This window comes from Ichthyobacterium seriolicida, assembly GCF_002369955.1.
Lineage (GTDB): Bacteria > Bacteroidota > Bacteroidia > Flavobacteriales > Ichthyobacteriaceae > Ichthyobacterium > Ichthyobacterium seriolicida.
Window position 1 is genome coordinate 1,478,276 of sequence record NZ_AP014564.1, and the last position, 22,087, is coordinate 1,500,362.

At 32.6% G+C, this 22,087-nt stretch carries 17 protein-coding genes; 2 read left to right on the forward strand and 15 right to left on the reverse strand.

Annotated elements, in window-relative coordinates:
• Window positions 1-28: 28 nt before the first annotated feature.
• From JBKA6_RS05655 to JBKA6_RS05720, 14 genes are all read right to left on the reverse strand, one after another.
• A complete protein-coding gene (locus tag JBKA6_RS05655) occupies window positions 29-1,141 on the reverse strand; it encodes a hypothetical protein (RefSeq protein WP_096686697.1) in 1,113 nt (370 codons plus the stop codon).
• A gap of 258 nt (window positions 1,142-1,399) precedes the next feature.
• The gene (locus tag JBKA6_RS05660; RefSeq protein ID WP_157776970.1) at window positions 1,400-2,401 is read right to left on the reverse strand and encodes a hypothetical protein; all 1,002 of its coding nucleotides are present in this window, start codon (window positions 2,399-2,401) and stop codon (window positions 1,400-1,402) included.
• Window positions 2,402-2,438: 37 nt separating this feature from the next.
• Window positions 2,439-3,572, reverse strand: a complete 1,134-nt coding sequence (locus JBKA6_RS05665) for a hypothetical protein (RefSeq protein WP_157776971.1) — start codon at window positions 3,570-3,572, stop codon at window positions 2,439-2,441.
• Window positions 3,573-3,613: 41 nt separating this feature from the next.
• The gene (locus JBKA6_RS05670) at window positions 3,614-4,741 is read right to left on the reverse strand and encodes a hypothetical protein (protein ID WP_096686703.1); all 1,128 of its coding nucleotides are present in this window, start codon (window positions 4,739-4,741) and stop codon (window positions 3,614-3,616) included.
• Window positions 4,742-4,774: 33 nt separating this feature from the next.
• Window positions 4,775-5,458 carry a hypothetical protein gene (locus JBKA6_RS05675; RefSeq protein ID WP_096686705.1) on the reverse strand — a complete coding sequence of 228 codons (684 nt, stop codon included), beginning with the start codon at window positions 5,456-5,458 and terminating at the stop codon, window positions 4,775-4,777.
• A gap of 714 nt (window positions 5,459-6,172) precedes the next feature.
• Complete coding sequence (locus JBKA6_RS05680) at window positions 6,173-7,186, reverse strand: hypothetical protein (RefSeq protein WP_096686707.1); 1,014 nt, start codon at window positions 7,184-7,186, stop codon at window positions 6,173-6,175.
• A 33-nt stretch (window positions 7,187-7,219) separates the two neighbouring features.
• Window positions 7,220-8,335 carry a hypothetical protein gene (locus tag JBKA6_RS05685; RefSeq protein WP_096686709.1) on the reverse strand — a complete coding sequence of 372 codons (1,116 nt, stop codon included), beginning with the start codon at window positions 8,333-8,335 and terminating at the stop codon, window positions 7,220-7,222.
• Between the two features lie 253 nt (window positions 8,336-8,588).
• Complete coding sequence (locus JBKA6_RS05690; RefSeq protein ID WP_096686711.1) at window positions 8,589-9,584, reverse strand: hypothetical protein; 996 nt, start codon at window positions 9,582-9,584, stop codon at window positions 8,589-8,591.
• Window positions 9,585-9,776: 192 nt separating this feature from the next.
• Complete coding sequence (gene rfbD / locus JBKA6_RS05695; RefSeq protein WP_197703100.1) at window positions 9,777-10,637, reverse strand: dTDP-4-dehydrorhamnose reductase; 861 nt, start codon at window positions 10,635-10,637, stop codon at window positions 9,777-9,779.
• On the reverse strand, window positions 10,634-13,408 hold the full coding sequence (gene leuS, locus JBKA6_RS05700) for a leucine--tRNA ligase (RefSeq protein WP_096686713.1): 2,775 nt from the start codon (window positions 13,406-13,408) through the stop codon (window positions 10,634-10,636). Before leuS ends, rfbD begins: the two co-directional genes overlap by 4 nt.
• A gap of 13 nt (window positions 13,409-13,421) precedes the next feature.
• Complete coding sequence (locus JBKA6_RS05705; RefSeq protein ID WP_096686715.1) at window positions 13,422-14,078, reverse strand: alpha/beta hydrolase; 657 nt, start codon at window positions 14,076-14,078, stop codon at window positions 13,422-13,424.
• A 21-nt stretch (window positions 14,079-14,099) separates the two neighbouring features.
• Window positions 14,100-15,203, reverse strand: coding sequence for a peptide chain release factor 2 (gene prfB / locus JBKA6_RS05710; protein WP_096686717.1), 1,104 nt, complete (start codon window positions 15,201-15,203; stop codon window positions 14,100-14,102).
• Window positions 15,204-15,300: 97 nt separating this feature from the next.
• A complete protein-coding gene (locus JBKA6_RS05715; RefSeq protein ID WP_096686719.1) occupies window positions 15,301-16,299 on the reverse strand; it encodes a transketolase family protein in 999 nt (332 codons plus the stop codon).
• A 10-nt stretch (window positions 16,300-16,309) separates the two neighbouring features.
• Window positions 16,310-17,161, reverse strand: a complete 852-nt coding sequence (locus JBKA6_RS05720; protein ID WP_096686721.1) for a transketolase — start codon at window positions 17,159-17,161, stop codon at window positions 16,310-16,312.
• 232 nt (window positions 17,162-17,393) lie between these two features.
• On the opposite strand from JBKA6_RS05720, the gene JBKA6_RS05725 reads away from it, so the two are divergent.
• Window positions 17,394-18,980, forward strand: coding sequence for a SulP family inorganic anion transporter (locus tag JBKA6_RS05725; protein WP_096686723.1), 1,587 nt, complete (start codon window positions 17,394-17,396; stop codon window positions 18,978-18,980).
• Window positions 18,981-19,025: 45 nt separating this feature from the next.
• On the opposite strand, the gene JBKA6_RS05730 is transcribed toward JBKA6_RS05725, so the two are convergent.
• Window positions 19,026-19,382 (reverse strand): YraN family protein, encoded by a 357-nt coding sequence (locus JBKA6_RS05730; protein WP_096686725.1) that lies wholly within the window; start codon window positions 19,380-19,382, stop codon window positions 19,026-19,028.
• Window positions 19,383-19,446: 64 nt separating this feature from the next.
• On the opposite strand from JBKA6_RS05730, the gene JBKA6_RS05735 reads away from it, so the two are divergent.
• A complete protein-coding gene (locus tag JBKA6_RS05735; RefSeq protein ID WP_096686727.1) occupies window positions 19,447-22,029 on the forward strand; it encodes an outer membrane beta-barrel protein in 2,583 nt (860 codons plus the stop codon).
• The last annotated feature ends 58 nt before the right edge of the window (window positions 22,030-22,087 follow it).

Genomic DNA, 22,087 nt, shown 5'->3' on the forward strand with positions numbered 1-22,087 from the left:
AAATAATTAATCGTGATTTTGAATACTACTAACTAGTAGGAGCAGCAGCATTAATAGTTAACTTGTAGTATTTTTTAGTCGTTCCATCTTGTGCTACTACTGTGAATTTATAACTAATTGCACTAGAGCCAGAAGCACCTTTAAGATCTGTTGCAGTAGTGCTAACGGTTCCGCCTGTTCTAACTCCAGTAATTGGATTGATATTGTTACAATCATTACCGCTGCAAGCAGTATCGGTAGCATCAACCTCAATATAAGCACCATCTGGAAGTTTTAAAGCATCTGCTTTGAAGTAAGCAGTCTCAGCAACTCCAGCAGTAGGGAGCTCTCCAGGAGTACTACTACTATTTGTACTCTTTCTAAGCTGAAATTCAAATGGAGCAGAACTTGAATTAGTAGTGGCATCAGTAGGAGTAACATAATGAGCTTTTATTGTACTACCAGTTGCAGGAGTAGCAGCATTTGTTCCCTCTGGAGTAAGGTTAGTAACTGTATTAATACTGCCATTGGCAGCAGCAACAGTAAATTTAAAATTATCTGGTCCTATAGTACAAAGATTCGAAGGAATATCATGAACGAATACCACTTTAAAAGATTTCTTAATAAGAACATTTCCATCTTTGTCTTTTCTTTTGATTTCTAAAACTTGGCTAACACCTCCTGTACTTTCTATTAAATTGGCATGAACCAATGTAGTGCTAATAGGATAATCAAAAGGAGCGATAGAGTCTGTTAATTTTTTGTCTCCTAAATAAACATTTTCACCAGGTTTTTCATTGAGAGTAATTGTAGCTGTTAGCGTTGTAGCAGTATTTATATTTAATGTTTTATCAAATGGCACAAGTACTTTAATAACACTATCTCCTTCAATAACTGCACGAAATTCTGTAGTTAAGTCAACATATGTAATAGCAGGAGTCTTTTTTACAAAAAGAGCTGCATAAGCAGGATTAGCGGTATTAGGGTTTGTTGCAGGGGTGCTATTTTTAGCTTTTGTAAATACAATACTTTTGATATTCGATATTGCTTTCTGTATTGCTTCTTTCTCTGTTTTAGGTCCTTCACTTGGTTTGTTACAAGAAAAGATTATCGACCCAAGCGTTAGTAATGATAAAATGTTTTTTAAAAATTTTTTTTTCATTTTTTTGAAATTTTTATAATTATTAAAAAAGACGAATGACCTTAATACCTCAATTAAAACCATTGATCACAAGAAAATGATTCAATCAAATCTCTATTTAGATAAAAAACCAAATCAAAGAACTAAGTTAGTAGCTTTATTTTAAATGATAAGTTTTTTTATCATCTTATAAAATAAGCCATAAAAAAATCCCCCAACTTTAAGCCAGGGGATTGAAAGGCAAACCATTAAAATGATTTCGTTTTATTTTATTTCTTACTAAGAACCTTGATACGTAAATTTGTAGAACTTCTGTGTTTCCCCATCTTGGGCTACTACCTTAAAACATATACTTTTAGTATTAGTAGAAGTAGCTGGAACGGTAATACCAGTTTTTATTGGATCTACATTATTAGCCGCAGTCGCACTTGCATCAGTTGTCAATATAGTAGCTCCGTCGGGAAGAATCATAGCGTCAACTTTAAGAACATCATTTTCTGAAAGGCTAGATGCGTGAGTATTTTTTACGATCTTATATTCTATATGTTTAGTGTTGTCACTTCCGTCACCAGTATTTTGTTCGTGAGTTAAAACTAACAAGCCTCCATCAGCTATACCAGCAGCAGATATTTTAGCGTTGCCATCATTATTAGTACCAGTAGCAGTTTTTTTAAGAGCAAATTTAGTTATGCTACAATTTTTTGAAGGAGTATCGTGAATAAATACCACTTTAAATGATTTTTTAATAAGAACATTTCCATCTTTATCCTTTCTTTTGATTTCTAAAACTTGGCTAACACCTCCTGTACTTTCTATTAAATTGGCATGAACCAATGTAGTGCTAATAGGATAATCAAAAGGAGCGGTAGAGTCTGTTAATTTTTTGTCTCCTAAATAAACATTTTCACCAGGTTTTTCATTGAGAGTAATTGTAGCTGTTAGCGTTGTAGCAGTATTTATATTTAATGTTTTATCAAATGGCACAAGTACTTTAATAACACTATCTCCTTCAATAACTGCATCAATTTTTTTATATATATCATCAGTGTATGGAAGAGCTGGGGTCTTTTTTACAAAAAGAGCTGCATAAGCAGGAGTAGCAGAAGTGTTTCCTGTTGCGCTATTTTTCTCCTTTTTAAACACAATGCTTTTAATATTCGCAATTGCTTTCTGTATAACTTCATCCTCTGTTTTAGGTCCTTCACTTGGTTTGTTACAAGAAAAGATCACCACCCCAAGAGTTAGTAGTGATAAAAGGTTTTTAAAAATATTTGTTTTCATAATTTAAATAATTAATTCAATCTTTGAATACTCCTAACTAGCTAGGAGCGCTAGCGTTAATAGTTAACTTGTAGTATTTTTTAGTCGTTCCATCTTGTGCTATTACTGTGAATTTGTATTCTAATTTGTTAGAATTAGTGCCATTTCCTTTAAGCTGTTGACCATCAGTGCCGCCAGTAATTGGATTTACACTATCACAAGTTATCTTACTATCAGTAGCAGTAGTAGGACAAGCAGTATTACCAACCTCAATATAAGCCCCATCTGGAAGTTTTAAAGCATCTGCTTTGAAATAAGTAGTAGCAGTGGCTCCATTAGTTTTTGGAAGCTCCCCATTTGCAGAATCATCAGCAGCGCCGTTGCTGTCACTAGTTTTCCCTATTCTAAGCTGAAATTCAAATGGTTTAGCCAGTGTACCATCTTTATCATTATTATTAGGAGTAACATAATGAGCTTTAACTATTGAGTTAGCTGCCCTAGTAGTAGTAGAAGTACCAAGAGTTCTAAACGAAGCTGCAAGGTTAAAATTAGCACCAGCAGTAGCAACAGTAAATTTAAAATCATCTGGTCCTATAATAGCGTTATTCGAAGGAGTATCATGAATAAATACCACTTTAAAAGATTTCTTGATTAGAACATTGCCATCTTTGTCTTTTCTTTTGATTTCTAAAACTTGGCTAACACCTCCTGTACTTTCTATTAAATTGGCATGAACCAATGTAGTGCTAATAGGATAATCAAAAGGAGCGGTAGAGTCTGTTAATTTTTTGTCTCCTAAATAAACATTTTCACCAGGTTTTTCATTGAGAGTAATTGTAGCTGTTAGCGTTGTAGCAGTATTTATATTTAATGTTTTATCAAATGGCACTGTTACCTTTATAACACTATCTCCTTCAATAACTGCAGGAAATTCTGTAGCTAAGTTAGCATATGTAACAGCAGGAGTCTTTTTTACAAAAAGAGCTGCATAAGCAGGATTAGCGGTATTAGGGTTTGTTTCAGTGGTGCTATTTTTAGCTTTTGTAAATACAATGCTTTTAATGTTTGCAATTGCTCTTTGTACTACTTCTTCCTCTGTTTTATGTCCTTCACCTGGTTTGTTACAAGAAAAGATCACCATCCCAAGAGTTAGTAGTGATAAAAGGTTTTTAAATATTTTGTTTGTTTTCATAATTTAAATAATTAATTAATTAATCGTGATTTTGAATAATACTAATTACTATCAGTAGGAGCATCAGCATTAATAGTTAACTTATAGTATTTTTTAGTCTTTCCATCCTGAGCTACTACCGTGAATTTATATTCGACTGCTGTTCCAGATGTAGAGTGACCTTTAAGGTCTGTTGTAGTAGTGCTAGCGGTTCCGCCTGTTCTAACTCCAGTAATTGGATTGACATTACTGCAAGGAGTAGTAGTGGTATTACCAGAACAATCAGTAGTGCCTAGTTCAATATAGGCCCCATCTGGAAGTTTTAAAGCATCTGCTTTGAAATAAGCACTATTATCAACTCCATCAGTCTTAAGCTCTCCACCATTTGCAGAATATGCAGTATTAGCTTTTGCCTTTCTAAGCTGAAATTCAAATGGATTAGACTCTGTGCCATCTTTAGTGCTACTAGTAGTAGAAGCAACATAATGAGCTTTTATTATACTACTAGCTGCAGGAGCAGCAGTATGAGAATTAAAAGAAGCAATGGCGTTAATCCCACTCTCAGCAACAGTAAATTTAAAATCATCTGGTCTTATAATAGCGTTATCCAAAGGAGCATCATGAATAAATACCACTTTAAAAGATTTTTTAATAAGAACCTTGCCATCTTTGTCTTTTCTTTTGATTTCTAAAACTTGGCTAACACCTCCTGTACTTTCTATTAAATTGGTATGAACCAATGTAGTGCTAATAGGATAATCAAAAGGAGCGGTAGAGTCTGTTAATTTTTTGTCTCCTAAATAAACATTTTCACCAGGTTTTTCATTGAGAGTAATTGTAGCTGTTAGCGTTGCAGCAGTACTTATGTTTAATGTTTTATCAAATGGCACTGTTACTTTAATAACAGTATCACCTTGAATAACTGCAGGAAATTCTGTATCTAAGTCAGCATATGTAACAGCAGGAGTCTTTTTTACAAAAAGAGCTGCATAAGCAGAAGTAGCAGCACTAGCAGGGGTTCCTGTACTATTTTTAGCTTTTGTAAATACAATGCGTTTAATGTTCGCAATTGTGTTCTGTATAGCTTCTTCCTCTGTTTTAGGTCCTTCACTTGGTTTGTTACAAGAAAAGATTATCGACCCAAGCGTTAGTAATGATAAAGTATTTTTAAAAAAGATAGTTGTTTTCATAATTTTAATGATTAATTGATTTTTTAAATACTCCTAAGTAGGAGCGTTAGCGTTAATAGTTAACTTGTAGTATTTTTTAGTCGTTCCATCTTGTGCTACTACTGTGAATTTATATTCGACTTTTGCGTTACTAGCGGCTCCTTTAAGGTCTGTTGTAGCTCCAGTAGCACCATTAGTTTTCTTAATTCCAGTGATTGGGTTAACATTATCACAAGTAGTAGGACTACTACCGCTACCAGCACAATCAGTAGTGCCAATCTCAATAAAAGCCCCATCTGGAAGTTTTAATGCATCTGCTTTGAAGTAAGTAGTAGCAGTAGCTCCATTAGTTTTTGGAAGCTCCCCATTTGCAGAATCATCAGCAGTGCCGTTGCTGTCACTAGATTTCCCTATTCTAAGCTGAAATTCAAATGGTTTGGTCTCTGTGCCGTTTTTTACATCACTATCGGTAGAAGCAACATAGTGAGCTTTGACTATTGAGTTAGCTGTTCTTGCTGTTGTAAGTGTTCTAAAATTAGCAATAGCGTTAATTCCACTAGCAGCAACAGTAAATTTAAAGTCATCTGGTTCTATAATAGCGTTATTCGAAGGAGTATCATGAATAAATACCACTTTAAAAGATTTCTTGACTAGAACATTGCCATCTTTGTCTTTTCTTTTGATTTCTAAAACTTGGCTAACACCTCCTGTACTTTCTATTAAATTGGTATGAACCAATTGAGTGCTAATAGGATAATCAAAAGGAGCGGTAGAGTCTGTTAATTTTTTGTCTCCTAAATAAACATTTTCACCAGGTTTTTCATTTAGAGTAATTGTAGCTGTTAGCGTTGCAGCAGTATTTATATTTAATGTTTTATCAAAGGGTACTGTTACTTTAATAACAGTATCATTTTCAATAACTGCACGAAATTCTGTAGCTAAGTCAGCATATGTAACAGCAGGAGTCTTTTTTACAAAGAGAGCTGTATAAGCAGGATTAGCGGCATTAGGGTTTGTTGCAGGGGTGCTATTTTTAGCTTTTGTAAATATAATACTTTTGATATTCGATATTGCTTTCTGTATTGCTTCTTCCTCTGTTTTAGGAGTTTCAGCATTTGGCTTATTACAAGAAAAAACTACAAGACCAAGAGTCAGTAATGATAAAATGTTTTTTAAAATTTTTTTTTCATTTTTTTGAAATTTTTATAGTTATTAAAAAAAGACGAATGACATTAATACCTCAATTAAAACCATTGATCACAAGAAAATGATTCAATCAAATCTTTATTTAGATAAAAACCAAACCAAAGAACTAAGTTAGTAGCTTTATTTTAATTGAGAAGTTTTTTATTTATCAGCTTATAAAATAACCCACAAAAAAATCCCCCAACTTTAAGCCAGGGGATTTAAAGGGCAAACCATTAAAATGATTTCATTTTATCTTATTTCTTACTAGGTGTGTTTGTATGTAAATTTATAGAACTTCTCTGTTATCCCATCTTGGGCTACTATTTTAAAAAATATACTTGTATCAGCAACAGTACTTGGAATGGTAATACCCTCTTCTATTGGATTTTTTGCAGTATCAGAACTTGTAACTGCACCATCCGTAGATATAGTAGCTCCATTGGGAAGAACCATACCGTCAACTTTAAGAATATCATTTGCTGCGAGGCCACTATTTTCTGTGTGATCATCTTTTTTGAACTCATATTCTATAGGGGTACTGTTTGCATTTCCGTTACCAGTACTTTCTTTGGGAGTTAAAACTAATATTCCATTAGCAAGACCTGTCGCACCATCTTTAATCTTAGCATTACCAGTAGGGGTAGTAGTGCCAGAAGTAGGTTTTTTAAGAGCAAACTTGGTTATAGTACAAAGATTCGAAGGAATATTATGAATAAATACCACTTTAAATGATTTTTTAATAAGAACATTTCCATCTTTGTCTTTTCTTTTGATTTCTAAAATTTGGCTAACACCAGCAGTTTTTTTCAATTCAGCATGAACTAATTGAGTGCTAATTTCATAGTCAAAAGGCACAGTAGAGTCTGTTAATTTAGTCTCTCCTAAATAAACATTTTCACCAGGTTTTTCATTAAGAGTAATTGTAGCTGTTAGTGTTGCAGCAGTACTTATGTTTAATGTTTTATCAAATGGCACTGTTACTTTAATAACAGTATCACCTTGAATAACTGCAGGAAATTCTGTATCTAAGTCAGCGTATGTAACAGCAGGAGTCTTTTTTACAAAGAGAGCTGCATAAGCAGGAGTAGCGGTATTAGGGTTTGTTGCAGGGGTGCTATTTTTAGCTTTTGTAAATACAATGCGTTTAATGTTCGCAATTGTGTTCTTTATCGCTTCTTCCTCTGTCTTAGATCCTTCACCTGGTTTATTACAAGAAAAAACTACTAATCCAAGCGTTAGTAATGATAAAATGTTTTTAAATACTTTGTTTGTTTTCATAATTTAAATAATCAATTGTGATTTTGAATAACACTAAGCGCCAGTAGGAGCAGCAGCATTAATTGTTAATTTATAATGTTTTTTAGTCGTTCCATCTTGAGCTACTACTGTGAAGTTATAGCTAATACTTGCATTACTTCCTGCTCCTTTAAGGTCTGTAGTGTCAGCTGTAGTAGTGCCCCCCGTTTTAACTCCAGTAATTGGATTGACATTATTACAGACTGAAGGAGTACCAGTACACTCAGTATTTCCAACCTCAATATAAGCCCCATCAGGAAGTTTTAATGCATCTGCTTTGAAATAAGTAGTAGCATTGGCTGCTGACTCAAGCTCTCCCATTGTAGAATCATCACCAGTACCGCTAGCCTTTTTAGTTCTAAGCTGAAATTCAATTTCTTTACCAGCAGCTGTACCGTCATTAGTATTGGCAGTAATAGTAACACGATGAGCTTTAACTATTGAGTTAGCTGTTCTAGCTGGGTTAGTAGTAGTTCTAAAAGAAGTAGCAAGATTAGCACCACTAGCAGCAACAGTAAATTTAAAATCATCTGGTCCTATAATAGCGTTATTCGAAGGAGCATCATGAATAAATACCACTTTAAAAGATTTCTTAATAAGAACCTTGCCATCTTTGTCTTTTCTTTTGATTTCTAAAACTTGGCTAACACCTCCTGTACTTTCTATTAAATTGGCATGAACTAATTGAGTGCTAATAGGATAATCAAAAGGAGCGGTAGAGTCTGTTAATTTTTTGTCTCCTAAATAAACATTTTCACCAGGTTTTTCATTAAGAGTAATTGTAGCTGTTAGCGTTGCAGCAGTACTTATGTTTAATGTTTTATCAAATGGTACTGTTACTTTAATAACAGTATCACCTTGAATAGCTGCAGGAAATTCTGTATCTAAGTCAGCATATGTAACAGCAGGAGTCTTTTTTACAAAAAGAGCTGCATAAGCAGAAGTAGCAGCACTAGCAGGGGTTCCTGTACTATTTTTAGCTTTTGTAAATACAATGCGTTTAATGTTCGCAATTGTGTTCTTTATCGCTTCTTCCTCTGTTTTAGGTCCTTCACTTGGTTTGTTACAAGAAAAAACTACAAGACCAAGAGTCAGTAATGATAAAATGTTTTTTAAAATTTTTTTTTTCATTTTTTTGAAATTTTTATAGTTATTAAAAAAAGACGAATGACATTAATACCTCAATTAAATCCATTGACCACAAGAAAATGATTCGATCAAATCTCTATTTAGATAAAAACCAAATCAAAGAACTAAGTTAGTAGCTTTATTTTAATTGAGAAGCTTTTTTATTTATCATCTTATAAAATAACCCACAAAAAAATCCCCCAACTTTTAGCCAGGAGATTAAAATAGTAAACCATTAAAATAGTACTGTTTTATCTTATTCCGTATTAAGGGAATTTTTATATGTAAATTTGTAGAACTTCTGTGTTTCCCCATCTTGGGCTACTACTTTAAAATATATACTAACATCATCAGTTGGATTTGCTGCAACAGTAATACCATCGATTATCGGGTCTTTATTAGTTTGATCGTCTCCTCCAGCATCCTTCGTAGATATGGTAGCTCCATCTGGAAGGATCATAGCGTCAGCTTTAAGAACATCATTTGCTGCGATGTTACTGAAAGCAGCTTTTTCTATCTCATATTCTACAGGGGTAGCTTTGGTATTTCCGTCACCAGTAGGTTTTTTAGTACCTAAAACTGCCAAGCCTCCAGCAACAGTCATTTTAGCATTACCAGTAGCGTCAGTAGCGCCTTTGCTAAGAGCAAACTTAATTATACTACAATCAGTTGAAGGAGTATCATGAACGAAGATCAGTTTACATACTTTTTCAACAGGATCAGAACCTTTTTCTTTTCTGCTGAGTTTAAAACTATGACTAATTCCTTCAGATTTTATAAGGTCCTTGTGAACTAGTTTAGTTGTAATAACATGATCAAAAGAAGTAGCGTTAGGATCAATTGGAGTTGTACTGTCCCCTAAATAGATATTTGGTTCTATTTTCCCATTAAGAGTAATGGTAGCCGTTAGTGTCTCAGCAGTTTCTATGTTCAATGTTTTGTCAAATGGTACAAGCACTTTAAAAACACCGTATTCTTTAATCGTATAATTTTCAAACTTATTATATAAGTTATTAGTATAGGGAAGAGCAGGAGTCTTTTTAATAAAAAGAGCTTTATAAGCTTCAGTAGGAGTAGCAGGGTTTCCTGTACTATTTTTAGCTTTTGTAAACACAATACCATTGATACTTGTAATTACTTTCTGTATCGCTGCTTTAGCTTTCTGCTCTGTTTCAGATGATTTAGAACAAGAAAAGATTATCGACCCAAGCGTTAGTAATGATAAAGTGTTTTTTAAAATTTTTTTTTTCATTTTTTTCAAATTTTTATAATTATTAAAAAAATACGAATGACTTTAATACCTCAATTAAAACCATTGACCACAAAAAAACGATTCAATCAAATCTCTATTTAGATAAAAAACCAAATCAGAGATCTAAAATAGCAGTAATTATTCTGATTGAGAAGCTTTTTATTAACGGACTTTTATAAAATATTTAGTTAGCTAAATATTCTGCAAAAAATCTAGTGTAGACTCTTTCCAATTAGGAATTTTTAGACCTAAGGTTTTCTCTATCTTTTCGTTGGATATTTTAGAATATCTAGGCCTTTTAGCTAGAGTTTTAAAATAGGAAGAACTCACTTTATTCAGCTTTCCTTTCCATCCTATTTGATTTAATATAAATTCTGCCTTTTGGTATTTGCTGCATACTCCACCTCCAGATAAATTGTATAATCCATATTCATCAGTTTTTAATAATTCCCAAGAATAATAAGCCAAATCTTTGGCGTATGTAGGAGATGATATCTGATCGCATGGCACATTTATCTCATTTTTGTATTTGGCCCATTCTATGAGGCTTTTATTGAAATTATCTCCATTTATGCCAAAAACCCATGATGTTCTAATTATAAAACACTCATACAATTCTTTTAAGACTAGTTTTTCTGCTTGTAATTTGCTCTCACCGTAAAAGGATAGGGGAGAGGTTAGAGAAGATTCACTATAAGGGCTATTAGCATTTCCATCGAATACAAAATTTGTTGAATAAGTGATAAATACAGCTCCTATTTTTTTTGATATTTTAGCTAAATGAAGAGGCCCTTTGGTATTTATACTGCTGCATAATTCTCTGTTTATTTCTGATTTATCTACATCGTTATACGCAGCACAATTTATTATATGAGAAAAATAATTCGATCCTATAAAGTCTATTACAGCCTTTTGGTCTGTTATATCCAAGTCCGATTTTTTAGTAGCTGTGTAGTTTACTTTTGTCTTATCGAATAATTTTATAAACTCACTGCCTAGCTGTCCGTTTGCGCCTATTATTAATACACTTATTTCTTTGGGAGAGTGTATCACATTACTACATTTATAATTTTATTTGGGACAAATACAATCTTTTTAACTTTTTTGTTTTCAGTGTTTTTCTCGTACTGTTGGTGATTTTTTATAAGATCTACTATATCTTCATAATCCATATCTGTTGCAACAGATATTTTAAACCTAGTTTTCCCATTAAAAGCTACAGGATAATCTATATCAGCAGATCCTAATAGAAATTCTTTGTTGAAACAAGGCATAGGCTCTTTTGATATAGAAGTGTTATGTCCTAATTTATTCCATATTTCTTCTGATATATGTGGGGCATATGGAGATAAGAGTATTATAAATGGTTCCAAGATTTCTCTTTTATCGCATTTTAACTTTCTAAATTCATTTACAGCCACCATAAAAGCACTCACACTGGTATTAAAGGAGAATTTGCTAGTGTCCTTATCTACTTTCCTTATAACTGTGTGTAAAATGTTTAATTCTTCTTTGGATGCTCTTTCGTCACTCACATAAAATTTTTCATCATTGGAATACAGTTTCCACAATTTTTTAATAAAGTTATAAACTCCTATTATCCCTTGAGTACTCCAAGGTTTGGAGTGGCTTAGTGGCCCTAAAAACATTTCGTACATACGGAATGTATCTGCTCCATATTTACTTATTATATCGTCTGGATTTACTACATTATGCTTTGATTTGCTCATCTTCTCTACCTCGCTTCCACATATATATTTTCCCTCTTCTAAGATAAATTCACTGTTTGCAAATTCAACTCTCCACTTTTTAAATCCTTCTATATTTAGAATATTATTCTCGACTAGATTTACATCAACGTATAGAGCAGTAGTCTTGTAGTTATTTTTAAGTCCTTTAGACACGAATTTATTTTCTCCTTTAATCCTGTATACAAATGCGCTAGTGCCTTGTATCATGCCTTGATTAATCAATTTTTTAAAAGGCTCCTCTTGGGATACTATCCCCATATCTTTTAAAAACTTGAACCAAAAACGAGAGTATAACAAGTGTCCAGTTGTGTGTTCAGCTCCTCCTATATATAAATCTACATCTTTCCAGTATTGTTCTGTTTCCCTTGTTAAGAATTTCTCTTCATTCTCTAAATTCATATATCTCAAAAAGTACCACGACGATCCAGCCCAACCTGGCATAGTATTTTTTTCTAAAGGATATCCATCTTTAGTCTCCCAGTTTTTAAGTCTTCCCAAAGGAGAGTGCCCTTCTTGGGTAGGCAGGTAATTATCTATTTCTGGGAGTTTTAAAGGGAGTTCATCTTCTTCTAAAAGATAAGGAGTATCATCTTTAAAATAGATTGGAAAAGGCTCTCCCCAATATCTCTGTCTCGAAAAGACAGCATCTCTCATTTTGTAATTTATCTTTCTCTTTCCAATACCCTTTTCTTCTATAATCTCTAAAAGCTTTTCTGTAGCTTCCTTTATGGATAGTCCATTTAAGAAATCTGAGTTTATCAGAGTTCCCTCTTTGCTTTCAAAAGCACCTTTGCTTATATCTCCCTCTAGTGTTATCTGTTTTATTGGAAGGTCGAAATTTTTTGCAAAATTGTAATCCCTACTGTCATTTGCAGGAACCGACATTACAGCACCTGTGCCGTAGTTCATAAGTACATAATCTCCTATCCATATTGGGATTTTCTCTTGAGTGAAAGGATGTACGGCATAAGAACCTGTAAATTTCCCTGAAATTATTTTAGTATTTGATATCCTGTCTCTTTCATTTCTCTTTTTTGTCTGTGAGATATAATCATCTACTTCTTTTTTATATTTATCAACAGTTATTTTTTTCACGAGTGGATGCTCGGGAGCTAAGGCTATAAAAGATATTCCAAATACAGTATCAGGCCTAGTAGTAAATACAGTTATCGTATCTTTTTGTAGGCTCTTTTGATTGTAAATCTCAAAGTATATCTCGCATCCTATGGATTTACCTATCCAATTTCTCTGTGTTTCTTTTATAGATTCAGGCCAATCTATATTTTCTAATCCACTTAATAATCTATCTGCATATGCCGTTATTCTAAGGCTCCACTGTTTCATGGACTTTTGTTCGACTCTATGGCCGCCTCTTTCGGATAATCCGTCTTTTATCTCGTCATTGGCCAGTACTGTTCCAAGTGCAGGACACCAATTGACTACAGTTTCAGATAAAAATGCCAATCTATAATTTAGGAGTATCTCTCTCTGTTGTCTTTGATTTTTTTCTCTCCACTCTTGGGCATTAAAGATTTCTGTATCATCGCATACGGCATTTATATTTTCGTTGCCATTATTTTCAAACTCTAAGATTAAGTCTTCTATTTTTTCAGCCTTTTCTGTGTCTTTATTGTACCAAGAATTAAATATTTGACTGAATATCCACTGAGTCCACTTGTAATAATCAGGGTTAGATGTTCTCAGTTGTCTACTCCAATCAAAGGACAATCCTATTTTATCTAATTGTTCTCTGTATTTAGATATATTTTTCTCTGTGGTAATGCGTGGGTGTTGACCCGTTTCAATGGCGTATTGTTCAGCTGGCAATCCAAATGAATCGTATCCCATGGGGTGGAGCACATTAAACCCTTTGTGTCTTTTATATCTAGAATAGATGTCAGATGCTATATATCCCAACGCGTGGCCTACATGTAGGCCTGCCCCAGAGGGGTAGGGAAACATATCTAATACGTAACACTTAGGATCCTTACTGTCATTCTCTGCTTTAAAAGTTTGGTTGTCTGACCAATATTTTTGCCATTTTTTTTCTATTTCAATAAAATTGTATTTCATCTCGAAAAATGATTTATATCTTTTTATTTATCCATTGTATCATATCATCGAAACAATCTTTATCTATACCATGTCCCATTTCATATTCTTTGTATGAGAAATTTAGTTCAAATTTTTTGAGAATTTCAAGGGATTCTCGAGGTAGATTAATTGAAATCACATCATCGTATTTTCCGTGTGAAATAAAAAAATCTATATGAGAATAGTCTTCTTTTTTTATAAATTCAGGAGAAAAATCTTCTAGGATATATCCGCTTAAAGCTAATACGTTTTTAACTTTTTTTGGATAGTTTAAAGCTAATATATAAGCTAGGATAGCCCCTTGACTAAATCCCATAAATGATATTTCATTTGGAGCTAGATTATATTTTTCACTTATTTCATTTATAAATTCTAAGAGCAAGTTTACAGACATTTCTATCTGTTGTGGATTTATAACTTTTATTTCATTTTCAAAATTTATTTCACACCAGCAATAGCCTCCCATATCCATTTCAATAGGGGCTTGTGCTGAAATCACACAGAATTCTTTTGGTAATTCCTCTGCAAATGAAAATAGATCTTCTTTATTACTTCCATAGCCGTGAAGCATTATAATTGAAGGTGATTTTTTACCCTCTATCGTTTTTCTAGGCGGTAAAACATTATACTCTAGTGATAATTTTTTCATCTATTAGTTTTGTGAGTGATATTATTCAAGATCTTTTTTTTGTTGTCCCATCATCATGAGGTAAACCTTTATAAAGTCATCGATATTTCCGTTCATAACAGAATCCACATCAACTGTTTCGTGTGATGTTCTTATATCTTTGACCAATTTGTAGGGATGCATTATGTAATTTCTTATTTGAGATCCCCATTCTATTTTTTTCTTTTGTATTTCTATTTCTGATCTTTTACTTCTCTGTGCTTCTAGTTTTATTTCGTATAGTTGAGATTTTAAAAGCTTCAGAGCCTTTTCCTTATTTGATAATTGCGATCTAGTTTCAGAATTTTCTATAACTATCCCCGAAGGGAGATGTTTTAGTCTTACAGCTGTTTCTAGTTTATTTACTGATTGTCCACCAGCACCAGAAGCTCTGAAAGTATCCCAAGAAATATCGCTAGGATTTATAGTTATCTCTATAGTATCATCTACCATGGGATAGACATAGACCGAGGCAAAAGATGTATGGCGTTTAGCATTACTGTCAAAAGGAGAAATACGCACGAGCCTGTGCACCCCATTTTCGCCTTTTAGATATCCAAAAGTATAGTCTCCATCTATCTCTAGAGTTACGGTTTTAACACCTGCTACGTCTCCATCTTGATAGTTTAACTCTTTTACTTTACAGCCGTTTTTTTCTGCCCACATGATATACATTCTCATTAGCATACTAGCCCAATCATTGCTATCTGTACCACCTGATCCAGCTGTTATTTGTAAGATAGCAGGTAATTGATCTTCCTCATTAGAAAGCATATTTTTGAATTCCAAGGTTGATACTTTTTTTTCTGTATCACAGAAGTATTTTGAGAGTTCTTCCTGTGACATTTCATTTTCCTTGAATAATTCAAAAGATACAGATAGTTCTTCTAAACTACTTTTTACATCGTTAAAACCTGTTATCCACTTTTTTTTGGAGTCTATTTCTTGTAGGATTTTTTTTGCCTTTTTAGGATCGTCCCAAAATTTTGGATCTCTAGTTTTTTCCTCCTCATTTTCTATTTCAGTTTTTTTACCCTCTATATCCAGATATGTATATAGATGATCGATTCTCTTTATTATTTCATTTATTTTTTCTTGATTTATCATTACCTGTGTCTAAGTTCGGATATGAAAATAAAGAACTATGGCTAGAATTATTATCGAATATTTATTTAAAACGAAATACCCAATTTCAAACCTAAAGTTATGGCAGATATTTTTGAGAAAGACTATCTGAGTTAAGAGATATTTTTCTATTTAAAACTTTTTTTGACATTTCCGTGATATTCTCGCAGGTCAATCCATACTTCTCCATTAGTTCAGATGGAGTTCCTGACTCTCCAAATACATCGTATACGCCTACCATTTCTATGGGGAATGGGGTATTAGCTGATAGTAATTGTGCTATGCTATCTCCAAGACCTCCATTTATTTGATGTTCTTCGGCTGTTACTACACATTTTGTCTTGTTTACAGACTTTAAGATGAGTTGCTCATCTAGAGGTTTTATGGTGTGTATATTTATTATTTCTGCATCTATCCCTATTTTTTTCAAAGATTCACCAGCTTGTATAGCTTCCCATACTAGATGACCAGTTGCTATAATGGTTACATCAGTTCCTTCATTTAAAAGTATCCCTTTTCCTATTTGGAAGTATTCATCTTTAGGAGTGAAATTAGGTACTGCAGGTCTGCCAAATCTCAGATAAACAGGTCCGTAGTAATCTGCAACAGCTAGAGTTGCCGCCTTAGTTTGATTGTAATCACAAGGGTTTATTACAGTCATATGAGGTATCATTTTCATCAGGCCTATATCTTCCAATATCTGATGTGTGGCTCCATCTTCACCCAATGTGAGTCCAGAATGAGAGGCTGCTATTTTTACATTTTTTTGTGAGTATGCTATAGATTGACGAATCTGATCATAAACTCTTCCAGTGGCAAAAGCAGCGAAAGTAGCAGCAAAAGGAATCTGTCCTCCTATGGATAATCCAGCAGCTACGCCCATCATATTAGCTTCTGCTATACCCATTTGAAAAAATCTATTTGGATATTTTTTTGCAAACTCTCCCATTTTTAGAGATCCAGTTAAATCAGCACAAAGTCCAACTACTTTTTTGTTTGTCTCTCCTAATTCTGTCAACGCATCCCCAAACCCCGAACGAGTATCTTTTTTACCTGTATCTACATATTTTGTGTTCATAATCCAAATTTTAATAGTCTTTTAATGATGTTTCTGGATTTTGCTCTAGAGCTTTTTCTAATTGTTCATCATTAGGAGCTATGCCGTGCCATTGGTGAGTTCCCATCATAAAATCTACTCCATTTCCCATTTCAGTATTCATGATAATACAAACAGGTTTATTTTTTCTAGCTTTCAGCTTAGATAAATTTAATACTTCTACGACTCTTTCTATATCATTTCCCTCTTTTAGTTCTATGACTTCCCATCCAAATACCTTAAATTTTTCGGATATGTCTCCCATGGGCAATACTTTGTCTGTGTCTCCGTCTATCTGCCTTCCATTTACATCTATTGTAGCTATTAGGTTATCCACCTTATTTGCCGACGCGTACATGATTGCTTCCCATATTTGCCCCTCTTGAATTTCTCCATCACCGTGTAGGCTGAATACCAATCTTTCGTCTCCATTTATTTTTTTCGATAGAGCTGCTCCAATAGCTACAGACATGCCTTGTCCTAGAGATCCAGAGGCTACTCTTACACCAGGCAAGCCAGTGTGATTTGTAGGATGTCCCTGTAATCTGGAGTTTATTCTTCTAAAAGTCTTTAATTCGCTCACTGGGAAATATTTCGAACGCGCTAGGACGCTGTACAGCACAGGTGAAATATGTCCATTCGACAAGAAGAATATATCTTCATTGGTTCCATCTATAGAGAAATGGTAGTTGTGATGCATAATTTCAAAATACAGAGCCACCATAAATTCTGTGCACCCTAAAGATCCTCCTGGGTGTCCTGATTTTGCAGAGTGAACCATTCTGAGAATATCTCTACGGGTTTGAACGCAGTATTCTTTTAATTCAGATATAGATGACGACATATTATATTTTGTGTTTTTTTTCGACTTAAATGGTCGACAAATGTATAAACTTAATGTTATATTTTAATATTGACGGTCAGTAATTGTAACCAGATTCTTTATGGGAAATATTTCTTTGTCTAAGAGTAGTTGTTATTTTTTTATTTAGATTCGCGCCCAGTAATTTTTCGCAGTTTGTTTTAATAAAACGATCTGATATCAATTTAAATATCACAATAAAAGTACATGGATTATGTTTAAGATGTTAAAGTACGATTTGATGGGAGGTATAACCGCTGGTGTTGTAGCCTTACCCTTAGCCTTAGCTTTTGGTGTTCAATCGGGCATGGGTGCAGAATACGGCATTTACGGTGCTATAATATTAGGTATTTTCGCTTCCTTATTTGGAGGGACAGATACGCAAATTAGTGGTCCTACTGGACCTATGACTGTTGTCTCAAGTTCCATAATTGTTCTCATGTCAGGTGATGGTGGATTGAGCATGGGAGTGATAATTGCTACTTTTATTCTCTCTGGAATATTCCAAATTATATTGGGTGTATTAAAACTGGGTAAATACGTAAAATATATGCCTTACCCTGTCCTTTCAGGTTTTATGACAGGTATAGGTGTTATAATAATAATATTTCAGATATATCCATTTATGGGACACGCTTCTGAAGGGACTGCAATAAGAGTGTTTCAAAATATTAGCAATCCTATTTCAGATATAAATTGGCATTCTGTTATTTTAGGTTTGAGCACAATAGCTATTATATATTTATTCCCAAGGATAACTAAAGCAGTACCTAGCGCTTTGGTAGCTCTTATATTTTGTACAGTGGTGTCTGTGCTTTTAGACATGAGTGTACCTATCATAGGTGAAATACCTTCTGGTTTACCAAAAGTGATGTTAGGTGAAATGGCATCAGTAGAGTTTTCAGATATTATTTTGATAGTTCAATTTGCTGTTATGTTATCAGTATTAGGAGCTATAGACTCCCTATTGACTTCGGTAGTAGCCGATAATTTAACAAAGACTAATCACAGGAGTAATAAGGAGTTGATAGGTCAAGGGATAGGCAATATGTTATCTGGAGTAGTGGGAGGGATCCCAGGTGCTGGTGCTACTATGCGTACGGTGGTAAATATAAATTCTGGAGGTAAGACTAGGTTGTCAGGAGTTATACACGGAATGCTTCTGTTAGCTATTTTATTAGGTTTAGGTAAGTATGCAGCCTATATTCCTTTAAGTGTTTTGTCTGGTATTTTGATAACTGTAGGATTAGGTATTCTAGATTACAAAGGTCTACGCCATATATTAAAAGTTCCTAAGACTTCTGCTTTTATTTTGATAGTTGTTTTATCAGTTACTATATTCGGAAATCTGTTGAATGCTGTATTTATAGGTATAGTATTAGCTTCAGTTTTTTATATGAAAAATACCAGTGATATGATAGAAAATAAAACTAAAGCTTGTTTTAAACTTAAAGACATCAATCTTCCAGAGAGATTAAAGGGCAAAGTATTTATAAATGAAATATATGGATCTTTGTTTTTTGGTGTAGCTTCGTACTTCAAAAGTATTAATGTTCCCAAAGAAGCAGAGATTCTGATCATACGTCTGAGAAAGGCTTCTTATATAGATCAATCAGGTGTTTACGCCATGGAAGAATTGATAAAGAAGATAGAAGGTTCCGGTGTTAAGGTCTTGATGTCAGGTTTGGATGAGCAACCCATGGAGATGCTAAACAAGTTAAATATCATTCCAGATACTATACCTCAAAACAGAGTGTTTAAAACATTTGAAGATTGTAAAAAGAAGCTTCCTGAAATCTAGTATATAAGTCTCCTAACTATTTTAGAGTTGGGGGATTAAATAGCCTTAAAAGGCTACAAAGGCATTTTTGATATGTTTGATATCTGTTGTATTTATTTTTTTAATTATGTAAATAATATCGAATCTAGTTTCTAGATTTATTTTATTGCGTATTAGGTATTCGTTAGCTGCTAGAGTTATTAGTTTTAGTTTTTTATCATTTATAGATGATTCTATTGGGGTGTAATCTGATGTTCTAGTTTTTACTTCAACTATCACAAGAGTATTTTTTACCTCTGCTACGATGTCTATTTCTGCTTTTTGAAATCTAAAGTTTAGATCTAGTATTTTGTAGTTTTTCTTTTTTAAGAAAGACACTGCTATTTGTTCACCCTCTTTTCCTAATTTATAAGATTCAGACATATTATGTCAGTTTTGAGATTAAAGTTTTGTTTTAACTACTAAATTAAAGGAAAAACACCTAAACATGCGAAAAATACTCATATCACTATTGTCTATAAGTTCTTTTATAGGCTATGCTCAAAAATTTGAAATAAGAGGTAAAATTTTAGATAGTATAACTAAAAAACCTATAGAATATTCTACCGTATATATGGAATCAGCTAAAGATTCAACTCAGATAGATTACGGTATTTCTGATGAAAATGGTTTTTTTTCTCTCAATTCAAATGGTTATAGTGAAATACTTTTTATTGTATCTTCTATGGGATACAAGATGTATAAAAGAACTATTAAACCAGATAAATCAGCATACGATATAGGAGAAATACTTTTAGAGGTAGAGGAAAAAGAATTCCCGACAATAGAGCTAATAGAAAAAAAGCTACCCGTAATTATAAAAAAAGACACTATAGAGTTTAATTCTGATTCTTTTAAAACTAAGATTGGAGCTAATGTAAAAGATTTATTGAAAAAAATTCCTGGAATAGAAATAAGTAAGAACGGAACTATTTCTATAGATGGAAAAGAAATTACAGAAGTATTAGTAAATGGAAAATCATTCTTTGGTAAAGATGGGAAAGTAGCCATTGAAAGATTAAATAAAGAAGATGTAGAATCTATACAGTTTAGCAATGCTAAAACAGAAAAAGAAAAATTTGTTGGAGAGCAAGGTAATCCAGATAAAAAAACTATGAATATAGAATTAAAAGAAGATAAGGACGGTGATTTTTTAACTGATCTTTATGGGGAATATGGAATAAATAATATCTATTCTGCAAATGCCATGATTAATTATTTCGATAAAAAACAAAATGTTAGTCTTTTTGGTGGTAAAAGCAATTTTGTATTTAGGGATGATGGAGAATTAGGATTATCATATTCTGCTAATGATTGGAAATATGTCAAAGATTTTTCTGTGTCATATTTTCTTTTAAAAGAAAACCAAGATATAATAAGAGAATCAAAGCGTAATAATTTTTTACCTAATGGCAATTATTTTTCAAAAAAAAATACTGTTGATAAAAATGACAATAATTTTAATAACATACATACTCAATTAACTTTTGAAGTAGATTCTACCACACAAGTAAATTTGTCTGTTGGCCTTAATTTATCCAAAAAATATGTTGCACTTAAAAGTACAGAGGAGTTTAGCGTTAATAATCTAAGTGAATTGTTAAATGGTTCTGAGGTGAACAAGAACTCTCAAGGTTATAATATGGGAATAAACAATAAAGTAGGAATAACTAAGAGATTTGGCAAAAGTAATGGATATATAAACTTGTTGTTAAATCAACAATACTCTCTGAGTAAATCAGATGATAAACTTAATTCTAAGTCGGGAAATACAACGAGTAATGACATAGAAATAATGCGACAAAAAATAAATGATAATGGTGAAAAAAATAATTTAACAGCTAAAATAGAATATAATTATCCCTTTAAACAAGATGTATTCCATTTAATTCTCAGTCATAAGATCTCTAGAATCACTAATAATAGTATTAAGAATACGTATAATTTCAATGATCATACAAATGAATATATGTCAAAATTAGATCCCAAACTGAGCTATGACTTTAGAACTAAAAACCTAGTGCAGAATCCTGAGATAGGATTAAAATACAATAATGCGACCGATAAAATAAAGATTAATATTTCTATGGGATTAGATAGAGTTTTAGTAAAAAATGAAGACAAACTAAATACTTCTTTAGATATTGAAAAAGTTTTTAACGACTTAGCTTTAAGCTCTTCTATAGATATAGGTGATTTTTTTCTTTTTTACTTTATTGCGAATGTAATTCCCAGTATAGATAAAATTAATCCCGTACCAAATATGGATGATCCAATGAATATAAAAATAGGAAATCCTAATCTAAAAAGTACCAATAACCACAACATTAATATTTCCTACAGATATAGGGAGCTTAATAAGAATAAACAAAACCTCTTTTATACTTCTGTAAATGCTACTATTAGACGAAATAGTATCATAGCTAAAACTACGACTTATGAAAATTTAAAACGAAAAAAAACTTTTGTCAATGTAGATGGAGATTACAGCTTGGGTTTTTCTCTTAGATATTCTTACAAAATAAATCCATTTGATATAGGCTTAATGATGAATTTGTCCTTAGATAAGAGTTATAGCTTTAGTAATGATGTTGAATTCTATACATTTACTATAAGGCCTTCTCCAGGAATTATATTATCTTATAAGAGTGATTTTTTAGAGATATTTTCTAGATATAATATAGGAATGAATAATGCGACTTATAGTATAGAAAAATTTCAGGATAATTTCTTTTTAACACAAAATGTATCACTAGATATATTGGCTTACATATATGAAAGCATATCTATAGATAATAATTTATCATATAATCACAATCCTTATGTAAATGAAGGATTCCAAAGAAGTTCAATTCTATATAACGCTAGTTTAGATTACAAAATAAGTAATTGGACTATTACATTTAAAGCTTATGATATTTTTAATCAAAATGAAAATGTCAAAAGAGTAGTAGAAAATGATTACATAGAAGATATTAAATCTAATGATATAGAACAATACTTTACTATAGGTCTTGCCTTAAAATTCTAAAGAGTACTAAATTTTCAAAATAAGAGTATTTGCAATTTAAAGTAAAAAATTAAATTTG